Source organism: Marinobacter segnicrescens (assembly GCF_900111555.1).
Taxonomy (GTDB): domain Bacteria; phylum Pseudomonadota; class Gammaproteobacteria; order Pseudomonadales; family Oleiphilaceae; genus Marinobacter; species Marinobacter segnicrescens.
Genome location: NZ_FOHZ01000036.1, coordinates 1 through 20,304, shown reverse-complemented (window position 1 = coordinate 20,304; position 20,304 = coordinate 1). Strand labels below are relative to the sequence as shown.

The following is a 20,304-nucleotide window of genomic DNA, read 5'->3' as shown; positions in this document are numbered from 1 at the left end:
TGCCCGGGTCTTGGTGCATCCTGAAGACCGCTCAGGCCCTGTTCGGTGTAACGATTACGCCACTTGAATACCGTGGCCGTCGTGGTTCCCAGTCGCTCAGCAACGACTTTGGGTGATTCACCGGCATTCAGGGCCAAAACGATTCGCGCTCGCAGAACGAGATTCTGACTCAGCGTGCTTGTTCGCAACCAGCTTTCCAACTCCAGTTGATCGTTTACCGTAAGATTAAAGGGAGCTGGTTTCCGGGCCAAAACAGAGTCTCCAAACTCGTGAATAATAGCTCGAATTATAGCATATATGCGCTTAGGAAATACCCGGACGGAACACTAGCAAAGATGAGTGATATTGATGTGGCGGTGCTCCCTTACAACCAACAAGTCCTTGAGCTAATGGCCAGAGCCAAAGCGAACGGCCGGCATCTTGTTTTGGCAACGGCGACCCACAGAATACTTGCAGAACGGATCGCCGATCATTTGGGATGTTTCGATGAGGTTTTGAGTACAGACAACACTCTTAATCTTTCAGCCCACAGGAAAAAAGACACTCTGGTAGATCGGTTTGGGGAAGGTGGATTTGAGTATGTTGGCAATTCTGGCGACGATATTGAGGTTTGGCGCTCTGCAGAATCTGCAGTGGTTGTCAATCCGGAAAGGGGCGTTGAGCGCCGTGCCAGAAAAGCAGCCAACGTAACCGCGGTCCTGGAAACACGGCGGAGCCAGCTTCGGGCCTGGATGAAAGCGCTTAGGCTTCACCAGTGGATGAAAAACATACTCGTATTCGTCCCGTTACTGGCGTCTCATAACCTGACCGATCTCTCCTTGTTGGCCGAGGGGCTGCTGGCCTTTCTGTTCTTCGGAATCTGTGCATCCAGTGTTTATCTGTTGAACGATCTGCTTGACCTGAACGATGACAGGCACCACCCCACCAAAAAACACCGCCCGTTTGCCGCGGGAATTATACCGATCAAGCTTGGTCTGCTTGCTTTTCCTGGCCTTCTTTTCACCGCTTTTCTGGGCGCCTGGCTTCTCTTGCCCATAGAGTTCCTGGGAGTTCTGCTAGTCTACTACGCCCTCACTCTTGGCTACTCGCTCTGGTTGAAGCGTTTTATGGCGGTGGACGTGATTGCGCTGGCCAGTCTGTACACGGTCAGGATCATTGCCGGGGCGGCGGCATTGAGCCTGCCCCTGACCTTCTGGATACTCGGGTTTTCAGTGTTTATTTTCCTAAGCCTTGCCTTGGTAAAGCGGTATGCGGAATTGCACGAGGCACGGATTCAAGGAAAGAAAGAGCGTGCCAGGGGGCGCGGCTATTATCCGAGTGATCTGGAAATGATTTCCTCCCTGGGGGCTGCTTCAGGCTATATGGCGGTCATGGTTCTTGCGTTGTATATCCAGGATGACGCCACACGAACGCTTTACTCACAGCCACAAATTATATGGCTGGCTTGCCCGGTCCTGTTGTTCTGGATTACCCGGGTATGGCTTCTGACCCATCGCGGAGAAATGCACGACGATCCCGTGATTTTTGCCGCGAAGGACAAAGTCAGCCTCTTAACAGGGGGCTTGCTCGCCATCATTTTCTTTATCGCAACGTGACAGGTAGTAACTGCTGATGTCGAAGGTTCACTCCTGGGGCCGGCTTGGTGAATACAATCATGACGTGGAAGTCCTGCGCGATCGGGCTCTGGCTCCCCGCCAGATTCAGGGTGGCACACCGGGCCTGGCGTTTGGGATGGGGCGCAGTTATGGTGACTCCTGCCTGAATCCCGACGGCAAACTGTGGAAAACCCCGGGGCTCGATAAGCTGATCCGTTTTGATCCGGAAAAAGGCCGCCTGGTGTGTGAGGCCGGCGTTCTGCTTCGCGACATTCAGCGGGTTTTTGTGCCACAGGGCTGGATGCTGCCCGTTACGCCCGGCACCCAGATGGTTACTGTGGGAGGCGCTATCGCAAATGACGTCCATGGCAAAAACCACCATGTTTTCGGATCCTTTGGGGATCAGGTCCATTCCATTCTGTTGGCCAGGACCGATGGTGAGGTGCTGCGTGCGTCAGTTGATGAAAATCCCGATTGGTTGTCAGCCACCATTGGCGGGCTGGGACTTACCGGAGTGGTTCTGGAGGCTGAGCTTCAGTTACGCAAGGTCGATTCGCCATGGCTGGATGCGGAAACGCTTCCTTACGAGTCCTTGAACGAATTTTTTGAGCTTGCCGGTGCGTCGGAGGCAGCGTGGGAGCATACCGTTTCCTGGATCGATTGCATGAATACCCGTGAAGCGCGTGGGATCTTCATGCGTGCAAACCACGTATGCGGTTCGTTGGGAACTGGGCCGATGCCTTCGGGCAAGAAAAAGACCATGCCATTCGTGCCGCCCGTGTCCCTTGTCAACAAGCTTTCTCTGGCACCCTTTAATCAGCTCTATTTTTATCTGAATAAATGGAAGGCTGGGCATAGCAGGGTACATTACGAGCCGTTTAACTATCCGCTGGATAACCTTCTGGAATGGAATCGTATGTACGGGCCCCGAGGGTTTTACCAGTATCAGAGCGTTGTTCCATTTGCGGGAGCCAGGGAAGCCATTCGTGGTCAGCTTGATGAAATTCGCCGTTCCGGCCAAGGCTCTTTCCTGGCGGTTTTGAAAACCTTTGGTGACCGGCAACCTCGTGGATTGCTCAGTTTCCCTATGCCTGGGGTGACCCTGGCCCTGGATTTCCCCAACCGTGGTCAACGAACTCTTGAGCTGTTCAAGCGACTCGACAGCATAGTGCGTGAGGCAGGGGGGCGCATTTACCCGGCGAAGGACGCGCGAATGCCCGCTGAGCTGTTTGAAGCCGGCTACCCAAAACTTCACGAATTTCTTACCTACCGCGACCCGGGCATTTCCTCGGCCATGTCGCGCCGTCTGATGGGATATTGATTGTGCCAAAACGAATCGTGATTATCGGCGCCACCTCCGCCATTGCCCAGCAGTGCGCCCGTCTGTGGGCGGCAGAAGGGGCTTCAGATTTTATACTGGTTGGGCGAAACGCGGACAAGCTGGAGGCCATTGCACAGGATCTACAAGTAAGAAGCCCCGAAGTCACAACCCATACCGAAACCTGCGACTTTACAGATCCGATAGCAATTACCAACCTCGCCTCCGCTCTGGCGGAGCAAGGCCCTTTGGACATCTTGCTTGTTGCGCACGGCACCTTGCCGGATCAGCAGGCCTGTCAGAACGATCTGACGATTGCGCGCGATGCCATGCTGATTAATGGCCTTTCGCCCGCTTATTTTGCCGAGGCCTTTGTCGGAAAAATGCAAAATCAGACCTCCGGCTCGCTGGTAGTTATTGGCTCGGTAGCCGGGGACCGCGGACGGCAAAGCAATTACGTATATGGCGCGGCAAAAGGGCTGGTTGAGCGCTATGCCCAGGGGTTGGAACACCGGTTGGCTGACACCAGGATAAATCTGACCCTGGTAAAGCCGGGGCCCACGCAAACCCCGATGACAGCGCATATGGAAGGCCAAGATAAGATGGCCCCCTTGGAGCAGGTGGCCGGCGATATCGTGCGGGGCGTTAAGGCTAAAAAACCGCGACGCCGGGCAAGGTTGGTGAACTGATACGTATTCGCTATTTTGCCAAGCTGGGCGTACCAGCCGAGTGCACTTTCGGTACTTTTGTATTTGAGCGTAGCTGCGATCTTGTGGCCGTTCTGTTGCTCTCTTTGTTTATTGTCAGCGGTTCTGACTTCCTTCTGATTGCGGTCGGATTTGTACTCGCTATTGTAGGCGGGGTTCTGCTTTGTGCATTAAAGCCGGGGATCTTGCAAATGCTGGAGGGTCTTTGCGAGAGGTTGGGGATCCCTCTGATTCCCAGAGCGTTGGCATTTCTTCAGGCTGGTGTCAGTCATTGCCGTGGATGGCTCGGTCCGGTTGATATGATGGTGGGGTTGGTACTGGGAGTTGCGGCCTGGGCTGTGGTAGGGCTCAGTTTTGTGTACCTGCTTTCCAATTTCAGCAGCGGAGTACCTTTTCTCGACGCGCTCTCCATTTATCCGCTGTCGATGCTGGTAGGCGCCGCCTCCATGATTCCGGGTGGTGTCGGCACGACCGAGGGGGCGATGGTGCTATTACTGGGGCAGTACGGTTTTGCCGTCGGCACAGCCCTGCTTCTTGCAGTGGTCATCCGGATAGTAACCCTTTGGTTTGGTGTTCTGGTCGGATTCTGTGCCCTTGCTTATCTTGAATTTAACGGGAGACATAATGAGGGCGAATTGCATGCCGAACAGCACCGGTCATAGTCTGACCGACAGCTTCTGGAATGGTGTAGTTGAGTCTGAAGACGGATACAAGTCAGTCAGTTTTGGCACGTCCGGCCATCGGGGGAGGGCCTCGGATGGGTCTTTTAACAAAGTTCACATCCGTGCCATAACCCATGCGGTCGCGGAGTGGCGGCAGAAGCAGGGCTATACCGGACCCGTTTTTGTCGCAATGGACACCCATGCCCTTTCTAAGCCTGCCCTGGAGGTAGTGGTTGAAACGTTGGAGGAGCTCGGTGTTCCGGTGCGGGTAGATGTCAAAAATGGCTATACGCCCACTCCTGTCATTTCGAGGGCGATTCTTGTGCACAATCGTACGTATCCGGATGCTCTTTCCGATGGCATTATCCTGACGCCTTCACACAATCCTCCGGAGGACGGTGGCATCAAGTACAACGGGGCAGATGGAGGCCCAGCCGGCTCAGTGGCCACTGGCTGGATTCAGCAGCGTGCCAATGAATTAATGGCGACCTTATCCTACCGGGAGGAGTCGAGCATTAATGCAAGCCGGGAACCCGCTGGCAAAGTGGATTATGTTGACGACTATGTGTCAAAGCTACCTTTGGTGGTAGATATGGACGCCATTGCCCGGAGCGGGGTGCGTATCGGCGTTGACCCTCTTGGCGGCAGCGCACTGGATGTCTGGGACGCCATTAATGAGCAGTTTGGGCTGGATCTGGCAGTGGTTAACCGCAGTCAGTCCCCGGACTTTGCCTTTATGCCGCCGGATCATGACGGCAAGATCCGCATGGATTGCTCGAGTTCAGCCGCGATGGCCAATGTGCTGGCACGCAAGGATGAGTTCGATCTCATGTTCGGCAATGATCCGGATGCTGATCGTCACGGCATTGTGGATGCTGGTGGCTTGCTGAACCCGAATCACTATTTGGTGGTTTGTATTGATTACCTGCTTCGTCATCGTCCGCAATGGGGTCGTGACCTTGGGGTCGGTAAGACCCTCGTATCATCATCGCTGATCGACCGAGTGGGCGCTTCCCATGGCCGCACGTTGTTTGAGGTGCCGGTTGGCTTCAAGTGGTTTGTGGAAGGGTTGCATCAGGGCAGGCTCTGCTTCGGCGGCGAGGAGAGTGCCGGTGCCAGTTTCCTTACCATGGACGGCCAGCCCTGGAGCACAGATAAAGACGGCATCATCCTGTGCTTGCTGGCCGCAGAGATCTACGCGGTTACCGGTCTGACACCTCACGCTTACTTCCAGAAGCTTGAAGCACAGCATGGTGCAACATGGTACCGCAGGGTTGATCGACCGGCTGATCAGCGAATTATCGAACGACTGAAAGGCCTTCGGGCTGGCGCTTTGAGTGGGAAACTCTTTGGAGGCGATCCGATAGTAAAAGCGGAGGCATCAGCCCCCGGCAATGGTGCACCTATTGGCGGTATAAAGGTGACGACCCGAAACGGCTGGATCGCTATGCGCCCCAGTGGTACTGAGCCCCTCTACAAGATTTATGGTGAGAGCTTTGTCGGGCCAGAGCACCTTGAGCAGTTGTTGAAGGACGCTGCTGCCTTGGTTGGCTGAATTCGTTTCTGCTCCGGGGGAAATCAGCAGGGTTTTCTCCAGTAGGGTGATGAACTTAGATTTAGGGCGATAAAATAACAAGCAACATACAAGGATGTTGTTATGATTGAGATTCTGCACCATGGTGCGGTTACCGGCGTGACCGGTTCCTGCCATGAGTTGAGGCTTATGGGTTTGGCGGCGGATGCGCCGGATCCGGATAAAACCCCCGCCATTCTCATCGACTGCGGCCTGTTCCAGGGCCAGGAGACAGGCCGGGGTGCTTCCTCCACTGACCTTTCCATTGATTTTCCCATCGGGCATATCCGAGCCCTGGTCGTCACCCATGTGCATATTGACCATGTGGGGCGGATTCCCTACCTGCTCGCCGCTGGCTTTTCCGGGCCGATTATTTGTTCCGAACCATCCGCCATTATGTTGCCGGAAATCCTGGAAGACGCCCTGAAGGTCGGCTTCACCCGGGACCGGGCGCTCATCGAGCGCGTACTGGATTTGATCCGGTCCCGCCTGGTGCCGGTGTCCTATGGTCAGTGGTGTGAGGTGTTTGCCGAAAGCGCTGGCAAACTGCAGGTGCGGTTGCAACGGGCCGGGCATATCCTGGGGTCGGCCTATGTGGAGTGTGAGGCGGATACCGGAGCGGAGTCAGAGCGCATTGTGTTCAGCGGCGACCTGGGTGCCAGGCATTCACCTTTGCTTCCGGAGCCATTGCCACCTGAACGGGCGGATCGCCTGGTGATTGAGAGCACCTATGGCGACAAAGACCATGAGGACCGCGAAACCCGCCGTTATCGCCTGAAACAGGTGCTGGAGCATGCCCTGGAGGATGGCGGCACGGTCATTATTCCTGCCTTCAGCATCGGGCGCACCCAGGAATTGCTGTATGAGATTGAAGGGCTGATTGCCGAATTTGGTGATCAGGCAGTGGCCGGTGAACGGGTCTGGGAAGATCTGGAAATTGTGGTGGACTCGCCCCTGGCCGCTGAATTCACCCGTATATACCGGGATCTCAAGCCCTTCTGGGATGACGAGGCACAGGCCTTGGTGCGCGCTGGCCGACATCCGTTGTCGTTTGAACAGCTGACGGTGATCAACAGCCACGAAGACCACCTGAATGCGGTAGACTATCTCGCGCGCTCTCATCGCCCCTGCGTGGTGCTGGCCGGTTCCGGCATGTGTGCCGGTGGCCGGGTGGTGAATTATCTCAAGGCCATGCTGGGTGACCAACGCAATGATGTGCTGTTCGTCGGTTATCAGGCCGCTGGCACGCCGGGGCGGGACATTCTTGCCTGGGGGCCGCGTGGCGGCTGGGTAGAGCTGGACGGTGAGCGGTATGATATCCGCGCTCGCGTGCACCAGGTGGGTGGGTATTCCGCCCATGCGGGCCAGGGTGATTTGTTGCGGTTTGTGGAGGGTATACCCGAGGCTCCGCGGGAAATTCGCGTGGTTCATGGGGAGCAGCATGCGAAAGCAGCGTTTTGTGCAGCGTTGCAGGCTCGTTTGACTTCGAGGGTATTGGTTCCGTGAGATCCGCATTGTTTGTGGTGCAACTTATGATCTGGAGTCTGTGGTCATTGAACGAATAAGCAGATTTCTCGGGGGAAAGGGTGCCGGCGACGTGCTCAGGGGCATGCTCACCCTTGCCATGGGGGCCAGCTTTGCCCGGGTTATCGGCATTGCCTCAATACCGTTTCTGACACGGCTCTATACACCAGATGATTTTGGTGTGCTGTCTCTGTTTACCGCCTTCCTGATGGTAACGGCACCGGTACTGACACTGCGTTATGTTGTGGCCGTTCCCCTGCCGAGGGTTGACGCATTCGCCTACAATCTTTTTGCCCTCAACCTGCTTTTGCTGGTTATCATTACGGCAGTGGTAGGAACACTTCTCTGGCTTTTTCATTCTCCCTTACTCAGGCTGGTTTCCGCTGAGGCTTTGGTACCCTACTGGTGGCTTATCGTTCTGGGGGCCTTTGCCGTTTCGGGCTATGAGCTAATGACCATGTGGGCTACCCGCCGGCGGGATTACCGGATACTGGCCCGCACGCAGGTTTTCCAGTCATTCACTGGTGAGTCGGTCAAGATTGCCCTTGGTGTGTTGGGCGTTCATCCGCTTGGGCTGATCCTTGGTCAGATCGCGAGCCAGAGCATGGGCGCAGGCACCATGCTTGGCCGCTTTCGGCAGGACGGCCTGCAAGGCCTGGCTGCGGTGAGCTGGACGAGGATGAAGAAGGCGGCCGTGCTCTACCGTGAGTACCCCTTCTTTCGGTTGCCGTCACAGTTCCTGCTGGTGTTCTCGGCGCAGTCACCCCTGCTGTTCGCCGGGTTCATGTATGGCGCCGGGTTCACTGGCCAGCTCGGACTGGCCTTGATGGCGCTGGCGCTACCAGTGAATCTTGTGGGTACGTCCATGGCCCGTGCCTACTACGCGGAAACCGCCCGTCTGACCAAAAAGCAACCCGGCCACATATACCAGCTTACGTTAGTCATACAACGTAATCTGTTCTTACTGGCTATCGTCCCCGCACTGGTTATCTATTTTGCAGGGGAATACCTGTTTATGGTGGCGTTTGGTCCCGAGTGGCGGGAGGCAGGCCTTTACGCATCTTTGCTTTCTGTGTATCTGTTCTTTCAGTTCACCTCTGCGCCGTTAATGAAAGTGCTCAATGTTTTCGGATTGCAGAAGGTGTTTCTGTGCATCAATGTGTTCAGGCTTGCATGCCTGTTTTTGCTTTATGGGCTCCTTTTCAGCAACGACGCAGCGGCCGCTACGTTTGTTGGTCTCTATTCCTGGTTAATGGCGGGGTTCTATCTTCTGATTAGTGTCTACGTGGTGTTTTTCCTGAGAAAGTTGGCAGAAAAGGGAGCAGCGTTGTGAGACTCGCAAGGCTTATCGGGCATCTGTTTATGGGCGGGGTACAGCCCAGGGTACTGGCTCATATGAAACTGATGCTTCGTGCCCGGCAACAGGGGCATATGAGCCTGGCAAGGTGGATTTCTGCCCGAATGCAGCTGAAATACGGGGTGTTTATCTCGGAGAAATCGAACATTTCGTCATCACTAAGGCTCAAGCATCCCGTGGGGGTGGTGATCGGCGAGGGCGTCACGATTGGCGAGAATGTGGTGGTCTATCAGAACGTGACCATTGGTGGCGCCCGAATGGGGGACTCAACCAGTAACAGTTACCCTTCGGTAGGTCGCAATACCGTCATTTTCGCTGGCGCTGTGTTGGCCGGGAAGATCAACGTAGGGCAAAACTGTATCATTGGAGCCAATGCCGTTGTTCTTGATGATGTTCCGGACGGATGTACGGCGGTCGGTGTCCCGGCACGGATAATCCGTAGGCCCGAACAAGCGCAGGAGGAAGGTTAGTGGAAAGCGTTGAACGTTTGCTGGTAAAGCCTGCGCGGCTTGAGGGCACGGTAACACTGGGCGGTGCCAAGAATTCCGCGCTGCGGCTGCTGGCTGCTTCCTTGCTGACACCGGAACGGGTCTCACTGCTCAACCATCCTAACCAGTTGCTCGATGCGCAGGTCCACCTGGACATGCTGCGTGTGCTTGGCAAGGATGTGAGCGTGATCGGAACCGATCAGGTGGTCCTCTCTGAATCCACGGCATTGAAAACATGCCTTACGTGGAACGATCGCTCTATTCGCAACACTCTGTTGATTCTGGGGGCGCTGGTTACCCGGTTCGGTGAAGCAAGAGTCCCTCTGCCGGGAGGGTGCCAGCTGGGTGACCGGAAGTACGATCTGCACGTCATGTTACTTGAAAAACTCGGTGCTGAGGTGTTCGAGGAGGGTGGCTATCTGTGTGCCACCGCAGCGAAGGGTTTGAAGAGAGCGGATATCCATCTTCCGATCCGTTCTACCGGCGCCACGGAAAATGCCATTATTGCCAGTTGTCTCGCCAGCGGAACCACCCGAATATGGAACCCCCATATTCGACCGGAGATTCTGGACCTTGTGGCCATGCTTCGCTCGATGGGCGCGAATATCGAGGTGTTCGGTCAGGAACACGTCAAGGTGACCGGTGTTGAAGGGCTCAGTGGCACGGAACACAGAGTTATACCCGACAACATGGAAGCGATCACCTGGCTGATTGGTGCCGTGATGACGGCGGGTGAGGTGGAAATCCGGGATTTTCCGTACCGGGACCTTGAGGTCGTTCTCGCACATCTTAAGGCTGCAGGTGCTGCTCTGTATCGGGCGGATGACGCGCTGTTGGTTCGGGGTGGGACATGCTATCCCGTCGAGATCAGCACTGGGCCGCACCCGGGGATCAATTCAGATGTTCAGCCGCTGCTGGCGGCGTGGGGCGCCCGTGCTTTGGGTGAGTCACGGATTACTGACCTCCGCTTCCCGGGACGTTACGGTTACGCCCAGGAAATGGCAAAGATGGGCCTGCGGTATGAAATCGTGGGTGACATGCTCGTTATTCACGGTGCCGGTGGCCGGCTGGCCGGAGCGGAAGTCCGTGCCCTGGACTTGCGTGCGGGTGCTGCACTGACGCTGTGTGGCCTGATGGCCGAAGGTGAGACGGTTATTACCGATGCCTGGCAGATTTTCAGGGGTTATGACCGGTTTTTGGAGAAGTTAAGAGGGCTGGGCGCAGATGTGCAGTCGATCTAGTGACTGCGCCACAGCCGACGCCCGCCATATACGTTCGTTGAGCGTCATTTGTCCCGGCGGCGTCCGCACGTCGGTTGACCTGGCAGCTATGAGCCGTTGGCGTATCGGCGGCCTGGCAGATGTTGTGGTGGAACCGGCCAGTCTTGAAGAGCTTGTCAAGCTCAGACGATGGTTGAACGTACAGAAGCTGCCCCACGTTATTATTGGTGGTACCAGTAACCTGTTGTTTTCTGATCTCGGGCTGAAGGTTATCTGCGTAAGGCTCGGTGCACGGTTGGCGGAATATTCGGTCGAAGGTACACGGGTAAGCGCGGAAGCGGGTATATGGGTACCCGGTCTTGCCCGCATCGCGATGAAGGCCGGGCTCACCGGCATTGAGCACACTTGCGGTATTCCGGGAACACTTGGTGGCCTGGTCTGTATGAACGGAGGCAGTCTTCGTAATGGAATAGGTGATGTGATCGATAAGGTCACAAGCGTGGCTGCTGATGGTTCGGTAAAGGTGCGTAGCCGGGACGAATGTGCTTTTTCCTACAGGAGCTCTGTTTTTCAGGCTACTGACGAAGTGGTCGCCTCTGCCACAGTGCGGCTTGCCCGAGGGGAGGTAAGCACGATCAGACGGACGATGCTCGGGATTCTTGCGCAAAGACGCAGAAAATTCCCGTTGAAACAGCCCAATTGCGGTTCGGTCTTTGTCAGTGATCCGGCCATGTACGATCGGTTTGGCCCGCCCGGAAAAATCATGGAGGACCTTGGGTTTAAAGGCGTAGCCTGTGGCGGTGCGGCGGTAGCGGAGTCTCATGGGAACTTTATCGTCAATCGGCACCAGGCTCACGCGGAAGATGTGCTCTCCCTGATCAGGGATATGAAGAAAGCAGCCCGAGAGCGTACCGGCGAAGACCTGAAGGTGGAGACCATTGCCCTGGATGAGTTCGGGCAGCGCATTGTTATTTAGGGGACGTTAATGAAGGTCGCGGTCGTAGTCAGGTCGAATATCTTCCATGGGGCGGAAAGGCGTGCTGTGAAGATCTTCAGCCATCTGCTGGAACGTGGACGTGACGTTGAGTTGTGGGTCTCAGGTGGATTGTCTGGCCATATTGAGAAGCACTTCCCCGAACTTCTTCCACATGTAGTTATTTATGATAAGGGCAGTGCCGGCGTGGCTTCCGTTGAAAAACGATCCAGGCGGGGGTTGCGACGTTTACTGGCAAAAAGTGCCTTACTGAGGCGAATCGTCTACAAACACCGCGCAGCAGGGGTACCGGAGCTGGTAAAGCGCCGTAATGTTGATCTTGCCCATATTTTCCTGGATTTTTCGTTCCCAGTTCCTTCAGTGGCCGGGTGCTCAACAGTTTTTGAGGTGACCAGCCCGGATATTGCAAAACATCTGGGGGCAATGCCGGAAGACTTCATTAAGGGGCATACGCTTTTCAATGCCGTCAGTGATTCGGTTTATGGTGTTAGCCGGAAGTATATTGATGACGATAAACTGACTACGGCACCGTTACCCTATTTTCGGCCCTCAACGTTAATCCCTTCAATGCCGGGGCATAAAGAGAATGCCATTACCTTTGCCGCCCGCCTGATAAGCCGGAAAAACGGAATTCTGTTTGCAAATGCCGTGGATGCGTTTCTGTCGCGACATGAAAGCTGGCGTGTGGATATTCTCGGTAATGGTCCGGATGAAGACGCTATCAAAGCAATACTTTCCCGGTGGATTGAAAACGGGAGGGCTTTTGTCGGCAAAGTGAGTGATGTCACACCCTATCTTATAAAAAGTAAAATATTCGTATCCGTAATCGAACCTGATAATTACCCCTCACAAAGTGTGATGGAAGCTATGTATGCTGGCAACGCCTTGTTGCTTTCGGATACCGGGATGTCGAAGCAGAAGTTCATTGACGGCAATGGTCGTGTTGTCGATTTGACCAAGGAAGGCGTTGTCGATGGGCTTGAGGCGCTGGTTTCCTCTGATAATCTCGGTGACCTCGGTGTAAGGTCCCGGCAGTTGGTGTCCGAGAGATTTTCGGCCGACAACTACGTGGATTACATCGAGGGTCTGTATCGGTCAGCGTTGACTAATGACTCGGATTCTCACAGAAAGTGATGAAGGTACTGATGTACATGCCAACGCCGGGAGGGCTGACAGGCGCACCCCGGCGGATGTTGACGCTGGCGAGGGAGTTGAAAGGTCAGGGTGTATCTGTATGTGTTGCTTCTGATGCTGGAAGTGAGGTGCTCATAGCCGCGCGCGAGCAAGGCATCGATAGTATCGAGCTTGATCCCGTTGGTGGGTTGAAAACCCGGGGTGCTGACGTGTTCCGGCGCGGCGGGTTATTCCGGGTCTGGCTGTTGGTCTTGTTGTTGCTGCAGAACCTGAGGGTTTTCCGGGTTGCCCGCAAGGCAGGGGCGGACGTGGTGTGGTTGCGGGGCAGCAAGGGTGTGCTTTTTGCCGGGGCCGGCTGTCTGCTTGCGCGGAAGCCAGTGGTCTGGGATGTGGACTACGAGCTGCCCTCGGTAGGGCTCGTGCGCAGGCTGCACCGGTTCGGGTTGTGGCTGGCGTCCGCTGTCGTGTTTCAGTACCGGCAGGCACCAGAGACGATTTTCGGCCGTGATCTGGCTAGTCGTTATCAACGAAAATTTAACAGCATCATCCCTGGCATTGAACTGGACCGTCTGCCAGCCAATACGAAGGTCCAGTCCAGCGGTCAAAGTCTGCCGGGAAAACCGGCGATGATTCTCCAGGTTGGAACGGTATGCGACAGAAAGAATCAATGCTTTACGGCGGATGTACTGGCTAAGGTGAGGGAGCTCGCCCCGGAGCTGGACTTTGAATGGCATATTGCTGGTGGTCTCGGTGACGAAGCCTACGTGAAAAAGGCGCGTGAGCTGGTTTCGGCGAAGGGGTTGACCCCGGTTACCCGCTTTCTGGGGTGGCGCGATGATGTTGTTGCACTCATGTCTACGGCGGACCTTTTAATTATGCCGTCCAGGGATGAGGGTGTACCTAATACGGTGCAGGAGGCCATGTGCATGGGTATCCCGGTATTGGTCAGCGACGCCGGAGGACTGGCGGAAGTTGTCGATCGCGAGGTTACCGGCTGGGTTAGACCACTGGATTCACCAGAGGACTGGGCTGCAGACGTGGTTTCCTGTTTCAGTGAGCCCGCGCGGACTGAACGTATCCGTACAAGCGCTTCGCGTTACGCGTTGCAGAATTTCGGCACAGAGGTGTGGGGTAAGCGCTATCTGTCCATCCTTCGTGACGTGTTGCCGGGGTCCGTTTAATGACGCGTGTTGTTTTTGTCGTCAACTCCAGCCGGTTCTTCCTTTCCCATCGCCTGCCCGTGGCGCAGGCTGCAACAGGTGAGGGCTACGAGGTGCATGTGATCACCCCGCCAGGTGCGGAGGTTGACGAGGTGCGGCGCCACGGTTTTGTTCATCATGCCGTACCCATGTCCCGAAGTGGCCAGAATCCGCTGGCAGAGATGGTAACGTTTATCCGGTTATGGGTGTTGTTCTGGCGGCTGAGGCCGGACCTGGTCCACCTGGTCACCATAAAACCGGTACTTTATGGTGGGATCGCCTGCCGCCTGTCACCGGTTCGGTCTGTGGTGGCAGCCATTTCCGGTCTTGGGTCGGTTTTCCGGGCCAGGTCCTTCGCCGAGCGCCTAAGGCGCTTTGTGGTATCTCGGCTTTACCGGGTGTCCATGGGTGGTGCCCGTGTCGCGGTGATTTTTCAGAATGAGTCCGACCGGGACCTGCTTGTTCGGGTTGCCGGGCTGCCCTCCAGGAAGGCAAACCTGATCCGCGGATCTGGCGTCAACCTTTCGGATTACACCGTGCGGCCCGAGCCGGAAGGTCCGGTCAGGGCCGTATTTGCCTCCCGCCTTCTCGGAGAGAAAGGTGTGCGGGATTTTGTCGACGCCGCCCGGCTGCTCAGGGAGCGCAGGGTGAGTGTGGAATGTCTGGTGGTGGGCGAACCTGATTCGGGTAACCCGACGACGGTTCGTCAGCACGAGCTTGAGGCCTGGCGGGCGGAGGGCGTGGTGCAGTGTCTCGGTTTTCGCAAGGACATCGCGGAATTGTTTGCAGGCTGCCACATGGTGGTCCTGCCCTCGTATTATGGTGAAGGGTTGCCAAAGGTCCTGGTGGAAGCAGCGGCTGCCGGCCGGGCTGTTATCACCACGGACCATCCTGGATGCCGTGATGCGATCATCCCCGGACGAACCGGGTTGCTGGTGCCATTGCGCCAGCCCGACAAGCTGGCTGATGCGATCCAGCACCTCGTTGAGTGCTCGGAAGAGCGGAGGGCCATGGGCGCCGAGGGCAGGAAACTGGCGGAAAGCGAGTTTTCTGTGGATACCATCGCCCGCCAGCACCTGGAAATCTACCGGAGATTGCTGAGTGCGTAGCGGCCGGACAGTCATGGTGACTGGAGCAAGCGGGTTTGTGGGGCGTGCGCTGGTGCGGGAGCTGGCCAGCCAGGGGACACTGGTGCGGGGCGTGGTTCGGGCACCTGCCGGGGTCAGCAACCCCGGGCCTGGGGTGTCGTATCACCAGGTGGAGGATATTGACGGAAATACCAGTTGGCAGGAGCCCCTGGCAGGTGCCGAGGTCGTAGTGCATTGTGCTGCCAGGGTCCACGTCATGCACGATGATGCGACAAGTCCGCTTGCGGCCTTCCGCGTGCTGAACCGGGACGGTACGCTGAATCTGGCCCGTCAGGCGGCGGAAGCTGGGGTTCGGCGTTTTGTGTTTATCAGCTCGGTCAAGGTGAACGGTGAACAAACCGACAATCGTGGGCCGTTTGAGGTGGATGAATCTCCTGCACCGGAGGATGCCTATGGCATTTCCAAGCGGGAAGCAGAAGATGGCCTGCGGGAACTCGCGAAAGAAACCGGCATGGAGGTCGTTATTATCCGGCCGCCGTTGGTCTATGGTCCGGGCGTAAAGGGAAATTTTCGCAGCCTGCTGAAACTCGCCCGACTGCCCGTGCCGCTGCCCTTCGGGGCCATTGATAATCGCCGCAGCCTTGTCTACGTGGGCAATCTGGTTGATTTTATCTGTGTTGCCTCTGAACACCCTTCTGCGGCGAATCAGACCTTCCTGGTGAGTGACGGTGATGACGTGTCCACCACCAGGCTTCTACAACTGATGCGAACGGCATTGGGGCGCCGACCCTTGTTGATGCCGGTTCCTCCGGCATTGTTCCGGGCCGCGGGGGCGTTGACCGGAAAGCGCTCGCTGGTACAGCGGCTGTGCGGTTCGCTGCAGGTAGATATTGCCAGGGCCCGTTGGCTGCTGGGCTGGCAACCGCCCTTTACCATGCAGCAGGGGCTGGCTAGTACTGTGAATGAGCATTTGCGGGCTGATTCCCGCTGAATTTCCGCTGTCGCAATTTATGGATAAGGTTACATGCTGCTCCTGATTCGTCTGTTCGATATTGTCTTTTCGTTGGTCGGTTTGTTGCTGGGGCTTCCTGTACTTCTGTTAATTACGCTGATTGGCTTTTTCGACACTGGTTCGCCCCTGTTCCGGCAGGAGCGGGTAGGGCGCCACAAGAAGCCGTTCACACTGGTCAAATTCCGTACCATGAAAAAGACCACCGCTTCGGTGGCCAGTCATCTGGCCCGGGCGGACGACATTACTCGGTTAGGTGGTTTTCTCAGACGGACCAAACTGGACGAGCTTCCCCAGTTGTGGAATGTTCTCAAGGGGGAGATGAGTCTGGTGGGCCCGCGCCCCTGCCTGTTTAGCCAGCAGGAGCTGATTGATGAGAGGGAGCAACGTGGGGTCCTGGCCGCCCGGCCCGGTATTACCGGCTTGGCTCAGCTCAACGATATTGATATGTCTACGCCGGTGCTGTTGGCCCAAACAGACTCCAAAATGCTTCAGAACCTGTCACTGAGAGCTTATTTTCAGTACATCCTGATGACGGTGGCGGGGAAGGGCACCGGAGACCGCGTGCCCGGCCGGGACTGACTGCAACGCTGAACACGGGGCAAACTCCGATTCAGGTAGTCTGGCGGTTTCCCTTACATAAATGCAACGGTGGGCTTGCCAGGTGTGTCCTAAACTACCTCTGGCTGAAGACGTCAGGTGACTGCATGCTACGGGCTTTCTTAAATCTTTCACGGTTTCAGAAGCGAGCGATTTCCGTCGTTTCGGATGCGCTGTTCCTGTCCTTTGCTTTCTGGGCAGCGTTTGCCCTGCGACTCGAAGACAAGAACTGGATGCCCAGCCCGGATCAGCTTCTGGTTGGGGGCCTTACTATTGCTGTTTCTATCATTTTTTTCGTGCGCCTGGGGCTATATCGGGCGATTATCCGGTACCTGAGCGACAAGGCCTTTGTGACCATCAGCATCGGGGTCGGCTCGTCAGCGGTGACTTTGATCGCGCTTGCCTATTTGCTGCAGGTGTTTGTTCCCCGTTCTGTTCCCATTATCTACGCCGCGCTGGCATTTCTATTTGTCAGTGGCACCCGCATGGGGGTGCGTATGCTGGTGGGGCGGACAAGCCAGCGTAACAAGGAGCCGGTTGCAATCATTGGTTCGGGTGAAACGGCGATTCACCTTGCGGAGGCCCTGCGGCAAGGAAGCGAATTCCAGCCGGCCATGTTTGTTACCTATCGCCGTGCAAATCATCGGACCCTGATTCAGGGAATACCTGTCTACGACATCGACCATATCGAGAAGGCGATTCGCAAACACCGGGTCCGTCGCCTGCTTCTGGCACTGGAATCTGATACCGGGCTCGACCGGAAGCAGTTACTGCATGAGCTGGAGCCGCTGGCTGTCCCTGTGCAGACCGTGCCGAGTATGGCGGAACTGGTTTCTGGCCGTGCGCGCATCAATGATATTCGTGACCTGGAAATTGAAGATCTTCTGGGCCGTGATCCTGTTTCGCCGGATAGCGCTGTGGTGGCCTCCAGCCTGTTCGAAAAGTCGGTATTGGTTACGGGTGCCGGTGGCTCCATTGGTTCCGAGTTGTGCCGGCAAATTCTGCGTCATCGTCCCGCCCGGCTGGTGTTATTTGAGCAGTCTGAGTTCTCGTTGTATGCCATTGAGCGTGAGTTGCAGTCCATTAACAGCATTGAGGGTCTTGCGGTAGAGATTCACGCGGTTTTGGGTAGTGTGATGCAACGCCGCCGCTGTGCTGCCGTGATGAAGGCCTTCGGCATCCACACTGTCTACCACGCCGCCGCTTACAAGCACGTGCCCCTGGTGGAACACAATGTCATCGAGGGCGTGCAGAACAACACTTTCGGCACCTGGCATGTGGCGGAAGCCGCCATAGAAACCGGCGTGGAGCGCTTTGTGCTGATCTCCACGGACAAGGCGGTGCGTCCTACCAACATCATGGGGGCCAGCAAGCGACTGGCGGAGCTGGTGCTGCAAGGGCTGGCGGAGCGTCAGACTGGTACCCGGTTTACCATGGTGCGGTTTGGTAATGTGCTGGGGTCGTCCGGCTCGGTGGTGCCTCTGTTCCGGGACCAGATCCGCGACGGTGGGCCGGTTACCGTTACCCACCCGGACATCATTCGCTACTTCATGACCATCCCGGAGGCCAGCCAGCTGGTTCTGCAGGCCGGCAGCATGGGGCAGGGCGGTGAGGTGTTCGTGCTGGATATGGGCGAGCCGGTAAAAATCGTCGACCTGGCGCGCAAGATGATCCACCTGATGGGCCTGTCCGAGAAAACCGAGGAGCGCCCGGACGGCGATATCGAAGTGCGCTTCACCGGCCTGCGCCCGGGGGAAAAGCTGTATGAGGAACTGCTCATCGGCGACGACCCCCAGGGCACCAGCCACCCCCGCATCATGATGGCCCGCGAAGCCTCCATGCCCTGGGATGATGTGGAATCCCTCCTCAAGAAACTCTCCCTTGCCAGCCAGAACTTTGACTGCGGCCGCATTGCGCAACTGATCCGTGAGGCGCCTACCGGCTATGCCCCCAATGGGGATGTGGCGGACCTGGTTTGGTGTCATTCCAATGAGCTGGTGCAGCCGGCGGACTCCGGGAGTGGGTTTCGGCGGTTGGGGGCTTGAGTTTAAGGCCACGGAATCCACAGCCCTTCGACAGGCACCCTTCGACAGGCTCAGGGTGAGCGGAGGTTGCGGGAAAAGGGTGGAGGGCAAGTCGGTTGGTTTCTGATCTTTGTTGCGTTATTGTGCACCAATAGTGTGATTATTGGATGAATGTGGCATGAGCACGGTACGTAAGACGATCACTCTGACGGATCAGCAGAACGATTGGGTTAAGTCCCGCATTGCGTGCGGGGATTTCACCAATGACAGCGAGTATTTTCGCGACCTTATCCGACGCGACCAGGCACGCAACGCCGAGCTTGAGCGGCTTCGTGCCGCCCTGGCTGAAGGAGAGCAGAGCGGTATAAGCAACCGTACCCCGCAAGAGATTCGCCAGGCAGCGAAAGCAAAGTGATTACGTACTTGTGGTCAGAATACTGCGTAGTCAGGACGTGAGTGCGGCCCTGGAGGAGAAGAAAGTGTAATCGAGCGGCAGCTTGCCGTATTTCGAATGGCTCAGGTTGGTTGTAGTACGCTGCCTGATTGCTTGGCTAAGCCCATGCGAATTCTTGTGAGAATAACAAAATAATTTTTTGTTCCTTTGCGTTCTAATAGCCTTGCCGTACCCTGTGGTCAGTGAAATTTTCCGCCACAGGGGGCGAAATGTCCGTTTCCAGTCTGGTTCCCAAATCCCCGTCCTTATCTGAATCCTACCGCTCGGTCGGTGTCGATTGGCTTGAGTCTGCCACCGCCGAGCAGCGTGTCGAGTGGGCGCTGGCTAACCTGCCCGGCACCTTTGTGCTCAGTTCCAGCTTTGGTATCCAGTCCGCCGTGCTGCTGCACCTTGTCACCCGTATTCGTCCCGATATCCCGGTTTTGCTGGTGGACACCGGCTATCTGTTCAATGAGACCTACCAGTTTGTGGAAACCCTGCGTGACCGGCTGGACCTGAACCTGAAGGTGGTTTCTTCAGGCTTGACCGCTGCCCGGTTGGAGGCGGTGCATGGTCGGTTGTGGGAGCAGGGCGTTGAGGGAATTGAACGGTACAATCAGTTGATGAAAGTGGCGCCCATGGAGCGGGCGCTGGATGAACTGGGTGTGGGGACCTGGTTTGCCGGCCTGCGGCGGGAGCAATCTGGTAGTCGTGAGAAGCGTCCGGTTGTGGAGCCGCGGCAGGATGGCCGTTACAAGGTTTACCCACTGATTGACTGGACTAACCGGGATATTCACCGGTATCTGGTTAAGCATGATTTGCCTTATCACCCATTGTGGGAAGAAGGCTATGTTTCCGTGGGGGATTGGCATACCTCCAGGCCGTTGACTCCTGGGATGTCGGAGGAAGAGACGCGGTTTTTCGGGTTGAAGCGGGAGTGTGGGCTTCATCTTTGATAGTAGTTTTCGGCGCCCTTTGGGCGCTCCCCCTCTCCCTGGCCCTCTCCCCCAAGGGGAGAGGGGTTAAAGCTGGCTCCTGCCGCTTTCTCGTAGCGGCGGAGCACTAGTGTCCCGTCTGGGTAATTCGTTTATTTATCATTAATGACACTCAACTTTGCTCGCGCCACTGAAGTCATAATCGATTCTGCGCTTTTGTGCCAGCGGAAGGGCTTTGCCAGCTTCTCATTATGAGTTTGGATAAAGCGACGAATCGCCTTCTTCAGTTCGCCGACACTGGTAAAAATGCCACGGTACAAAGCACGGCGTTCCAGTTGACCAAACCAGCCCTCCACGGCATTCAGCCAGGAGGCGCTGGTTGGTGTGAAGTGAAGCTTGAACCGGGGATGTTTCTCCAGCCAGGCTTTTACCTCTGGTGTTTTA

At 56.4% G+C, this 20,304-nt stretch carries 20 protein-coding genes; 18 read left to right on the top strand and 2 right to left on the bottom strand.

The features are described from left to right. Window positions 1–188 (bottom strand): helix-turn-helix domain-containing protein (locus BM036_RS20575; RefSeq protein ID WP_177186107.1); only part of this gene is annotated, 188 nt, incomplete at its 3' end. A gap of 147 nt (window positions 189–335) precedes the next feature. On the opposite strand from BM036_RS20575, the gene BM036_RS18215 reads away from it, so the two are divergent. From BM036_RS18215 to BM036_RS18130, 18 genes are all read left to right on the top strand, one after another. Continuing rightward, on the top strand, window positions 336–1,595 hold the full coding sequence (locus tag BM036_RS18215) for a UbiA family prenyltransferase (protein WP_091854969.1): 1,260 nt from the start codon (window positions 336–338) through the stop codon (window positions 1,593–1,595). Window positions 1,596–1,611: 16 nt separating this feature from the next. Further along, complete coding sequence (locus tag BM036_RS18210; protein WP_091854967.1) at window positions 1,612–2,916, top strand: FAD-binding oxidoreductase; 1,305 nt, start codon at window positions 1,612–1,614, stop codon at window positions 2,914–2,916. 2 nt (window positions 2,917–2,918) lie between these two features. Continuing rightward, window positions 2,919–3,602 carry an SDR family NAD(P)-dependent oxidoreductase gene (locus tag BM036_RS18205; protein WP_177186106.1) on the top strand — a complete coding sequence of 228 codons (684 nt, stop codon included), beginning with the start codon at window positions 2,919–2,921 and terminating at the stop codon, window positions 3,600–3,602. Further along, the gene (locus BM036_RS18200; protein WP_091854963.1) at window positions 3,599–4,282 is read left to right on the top strand and encodes a lysylphosphatidylglycerol synthase domain-containing protein; all 684 of its coding nucleotides are present in this window, start codon (window positions 3,599–3,601) and stop codon (window positions 4,280–4,282) included. The genes BM036_RS18205 and BM036_RS18200 overlap by 4 nt, the downstream gene beginning before the upstream one ends. Next, window positions 4,260–5,837: a phosphohexomutase domain-containing protein gene (locus tag BM036_RS18195; protein WP_091854961.1), complete on the top strand. Its 1,578-nt coding sequence runs from the start codon at window positions 4,260–4,262 to the stop codon at window positions 5,835–5,837. Before BM036_RS18200 ends, BM036_RS18195 begins: the two co-directional genes overlap by 23 nt. A 102-nt stretch (window positions 5,838–5,939) precedes the next feature. Then, complete coding sequence (locus BM036_RS18190) at window positions 5,940–7,361, top strand: MBL fold metallo-hydrolase RNA specificity domain-containing protein (RefSeq protein WP_091854959.1); 1,422 nt, start codon at window positions 5,940–5,942, stop codon at window positions 7,359–7,361. 91 nt (window positions 7,362–7,452) lie between these two features. Continuing rightward, complete coding sequence (locus tag BM036_RS18185) at window positions 7,453–8,712, top strand: lipopolysaccharide biosynthesis protein (RefSeq protein WP_143066650.1); 1,260 nt, start codon at window positions 7,453–7,455, stop codon at window positions 8,710–8,712. After that, complete coding sequence (locus BM036_RS18180; protein ID WP_091854956.1) at window positions 8,709–9,206, top strand: serine O-acetyltransferase; 498 nt, start codon at window positions 8,709–8,711, stop codon at window positions 9,204–9,206. The genes BM036_RS18185 and BM036_RS18180 overlap by 4 nt, the downstream gene beginning before the upstream one ends. Next, window positions 9,206–10,465 (top strand): UDP-N-acetylglucosamine 1-carboxyvinyltransferase, encoded by a 1,260-nt coding sequence (locus BM036_RS18175; protein WP_091854954.1) that lies wholly within the window; start codon window positions 9,206–9,208, stop codon window positions 10,463–10,465. The genes BM036_RS18180 and BM036_RS18175 overlap by 1 nt, the downstream gene beginning before the upstream one ends. An 88-nt stretch (window positions 10,466–10,553) precedes the next feature. Further along, window positions 10,554–11,420 carry a UDP-N-acetylmuramate dehydrogenase gene (murB, locus tag BM036_RS18170; RefSeq protein WP_177186105.1) on the top strand — a complete coding sequence of 289 codons (867 nt, stop codon included), beginning with the start codon at window positions 10,554–10,556 and terminating at the stop codon, window positions 11,418–11,420. Between the two features lie 66 nt (window positions 11,421–11,486). Further along, window positions 11,487–12,572 (top strand): glycosyltransferase, encoded by a 1,086-nt coding sequence (locus BM036_RS18165; protein ID WP_177186104.1) that lies wholly within the window; start codon window positions 11,487–11,489, stop codon window positions 12,570–12,572. 128 nt (window positions 12,573–12,700) lie between these two features. Then, window positions 12,701–13,753 carry a glycosyltransferase family 4 protein gene (locus tag BM036_RS18160; protein ID WP_218144844.1) on the top strand — a complete coding sequence of 351 codons (1,053 nt, stop codon included), beginning with the start codon at window positions 12,701–12,703 and terminating at the stop codon, window positions 13,751–13,753. Next, window positions 13,753–14,880 (top strand): glycosyltransferase family 4 protein, encoded by a 1,128-nt coding sequence (locus BM036_RS18155; RefSeq protein WP_091854947.1) that lies wholly within the window; start codon window positions 13,753–13,755, stop codon window positions 14,878–14,880. The genes BM036_RS18160 and BM036_RS18155 overlap by 1 nt, the downstream gene beginning before the upstream one ends. A gap of 13 nt (window positions 14,881–14,893) precedes the next feature. After that, entirely contained in the window at window positions 14,894–15,850 is a 957-nt protein-coding gene (locus tag BM036_RS18150; RefSeq protein WP_091854945.1) for a UDP-glucose 4-epimerase family protein, read from the top strand. Between the two features lie 42 nt (window positions 15,851–15,892). Further along, on the top strand, window positions 15,893–16,450 hold the full coding sequence (locus BM036_RS18145) for a sugar transferase (RefSeq protein ID WP_091854971.1): 558 nt from the start codon (window positions 15,893–15,895) through the stop codon (window positions 16,448–16,450). A 125-nt stretch (window positions 16,451–16,575) separates the two neighbouring features. After that, the gene (locus tag BM036_RS18140) at window positions 16,576–18,513 is read left to right on the top strand and encodes a polysaccharide biosynthesis protein (RefSeq protein WP_091854943.1); all 1,938 of its coding nucleotides are present in this window, start codon (window positions 16,576–16,578) and stop codon (window positions 18,511–18,513) included. A gap of 157 nt (window positions 18,514–18,670) precedes the next feature. Next, on the top strand, window positions 18,671–18,907 hold the full coding sequence (locus BM036_RS18135; RefSeq protein ID WP_091854941.1) for a type II toxin-antitoxin system ParD family antitoxin: 237 nt from the start codon (window positions 18,671–18,673) through the stop codon (window positions 18,905–18,907). Between the two features lie 248 nt (window positions 18,908–19,155). Beyond that, complete coding sequence (locus BM036_RS18130; RefSeq protein WP_091854939.1) at window positions 19,156–19,881, top strand: phosphoadenylyl-sulfate reductase; 726 nt, start codon at window positions 19,156–19,158, stop codon at window positions 19,879–19,881. A gap of 131 nt (window positions 19,882–20,012) precedes the next feature. Here BM036_RS18130 and BM036_RS18125 read toward each other — a convergent pair. After that, a partial coding sequence (locus BM036_RS18125) for a transposase (protein WP_177186103.1) occupies window positions 20,013–20,304 on the bottom strand: 292 nt, incomplete at its 5' end.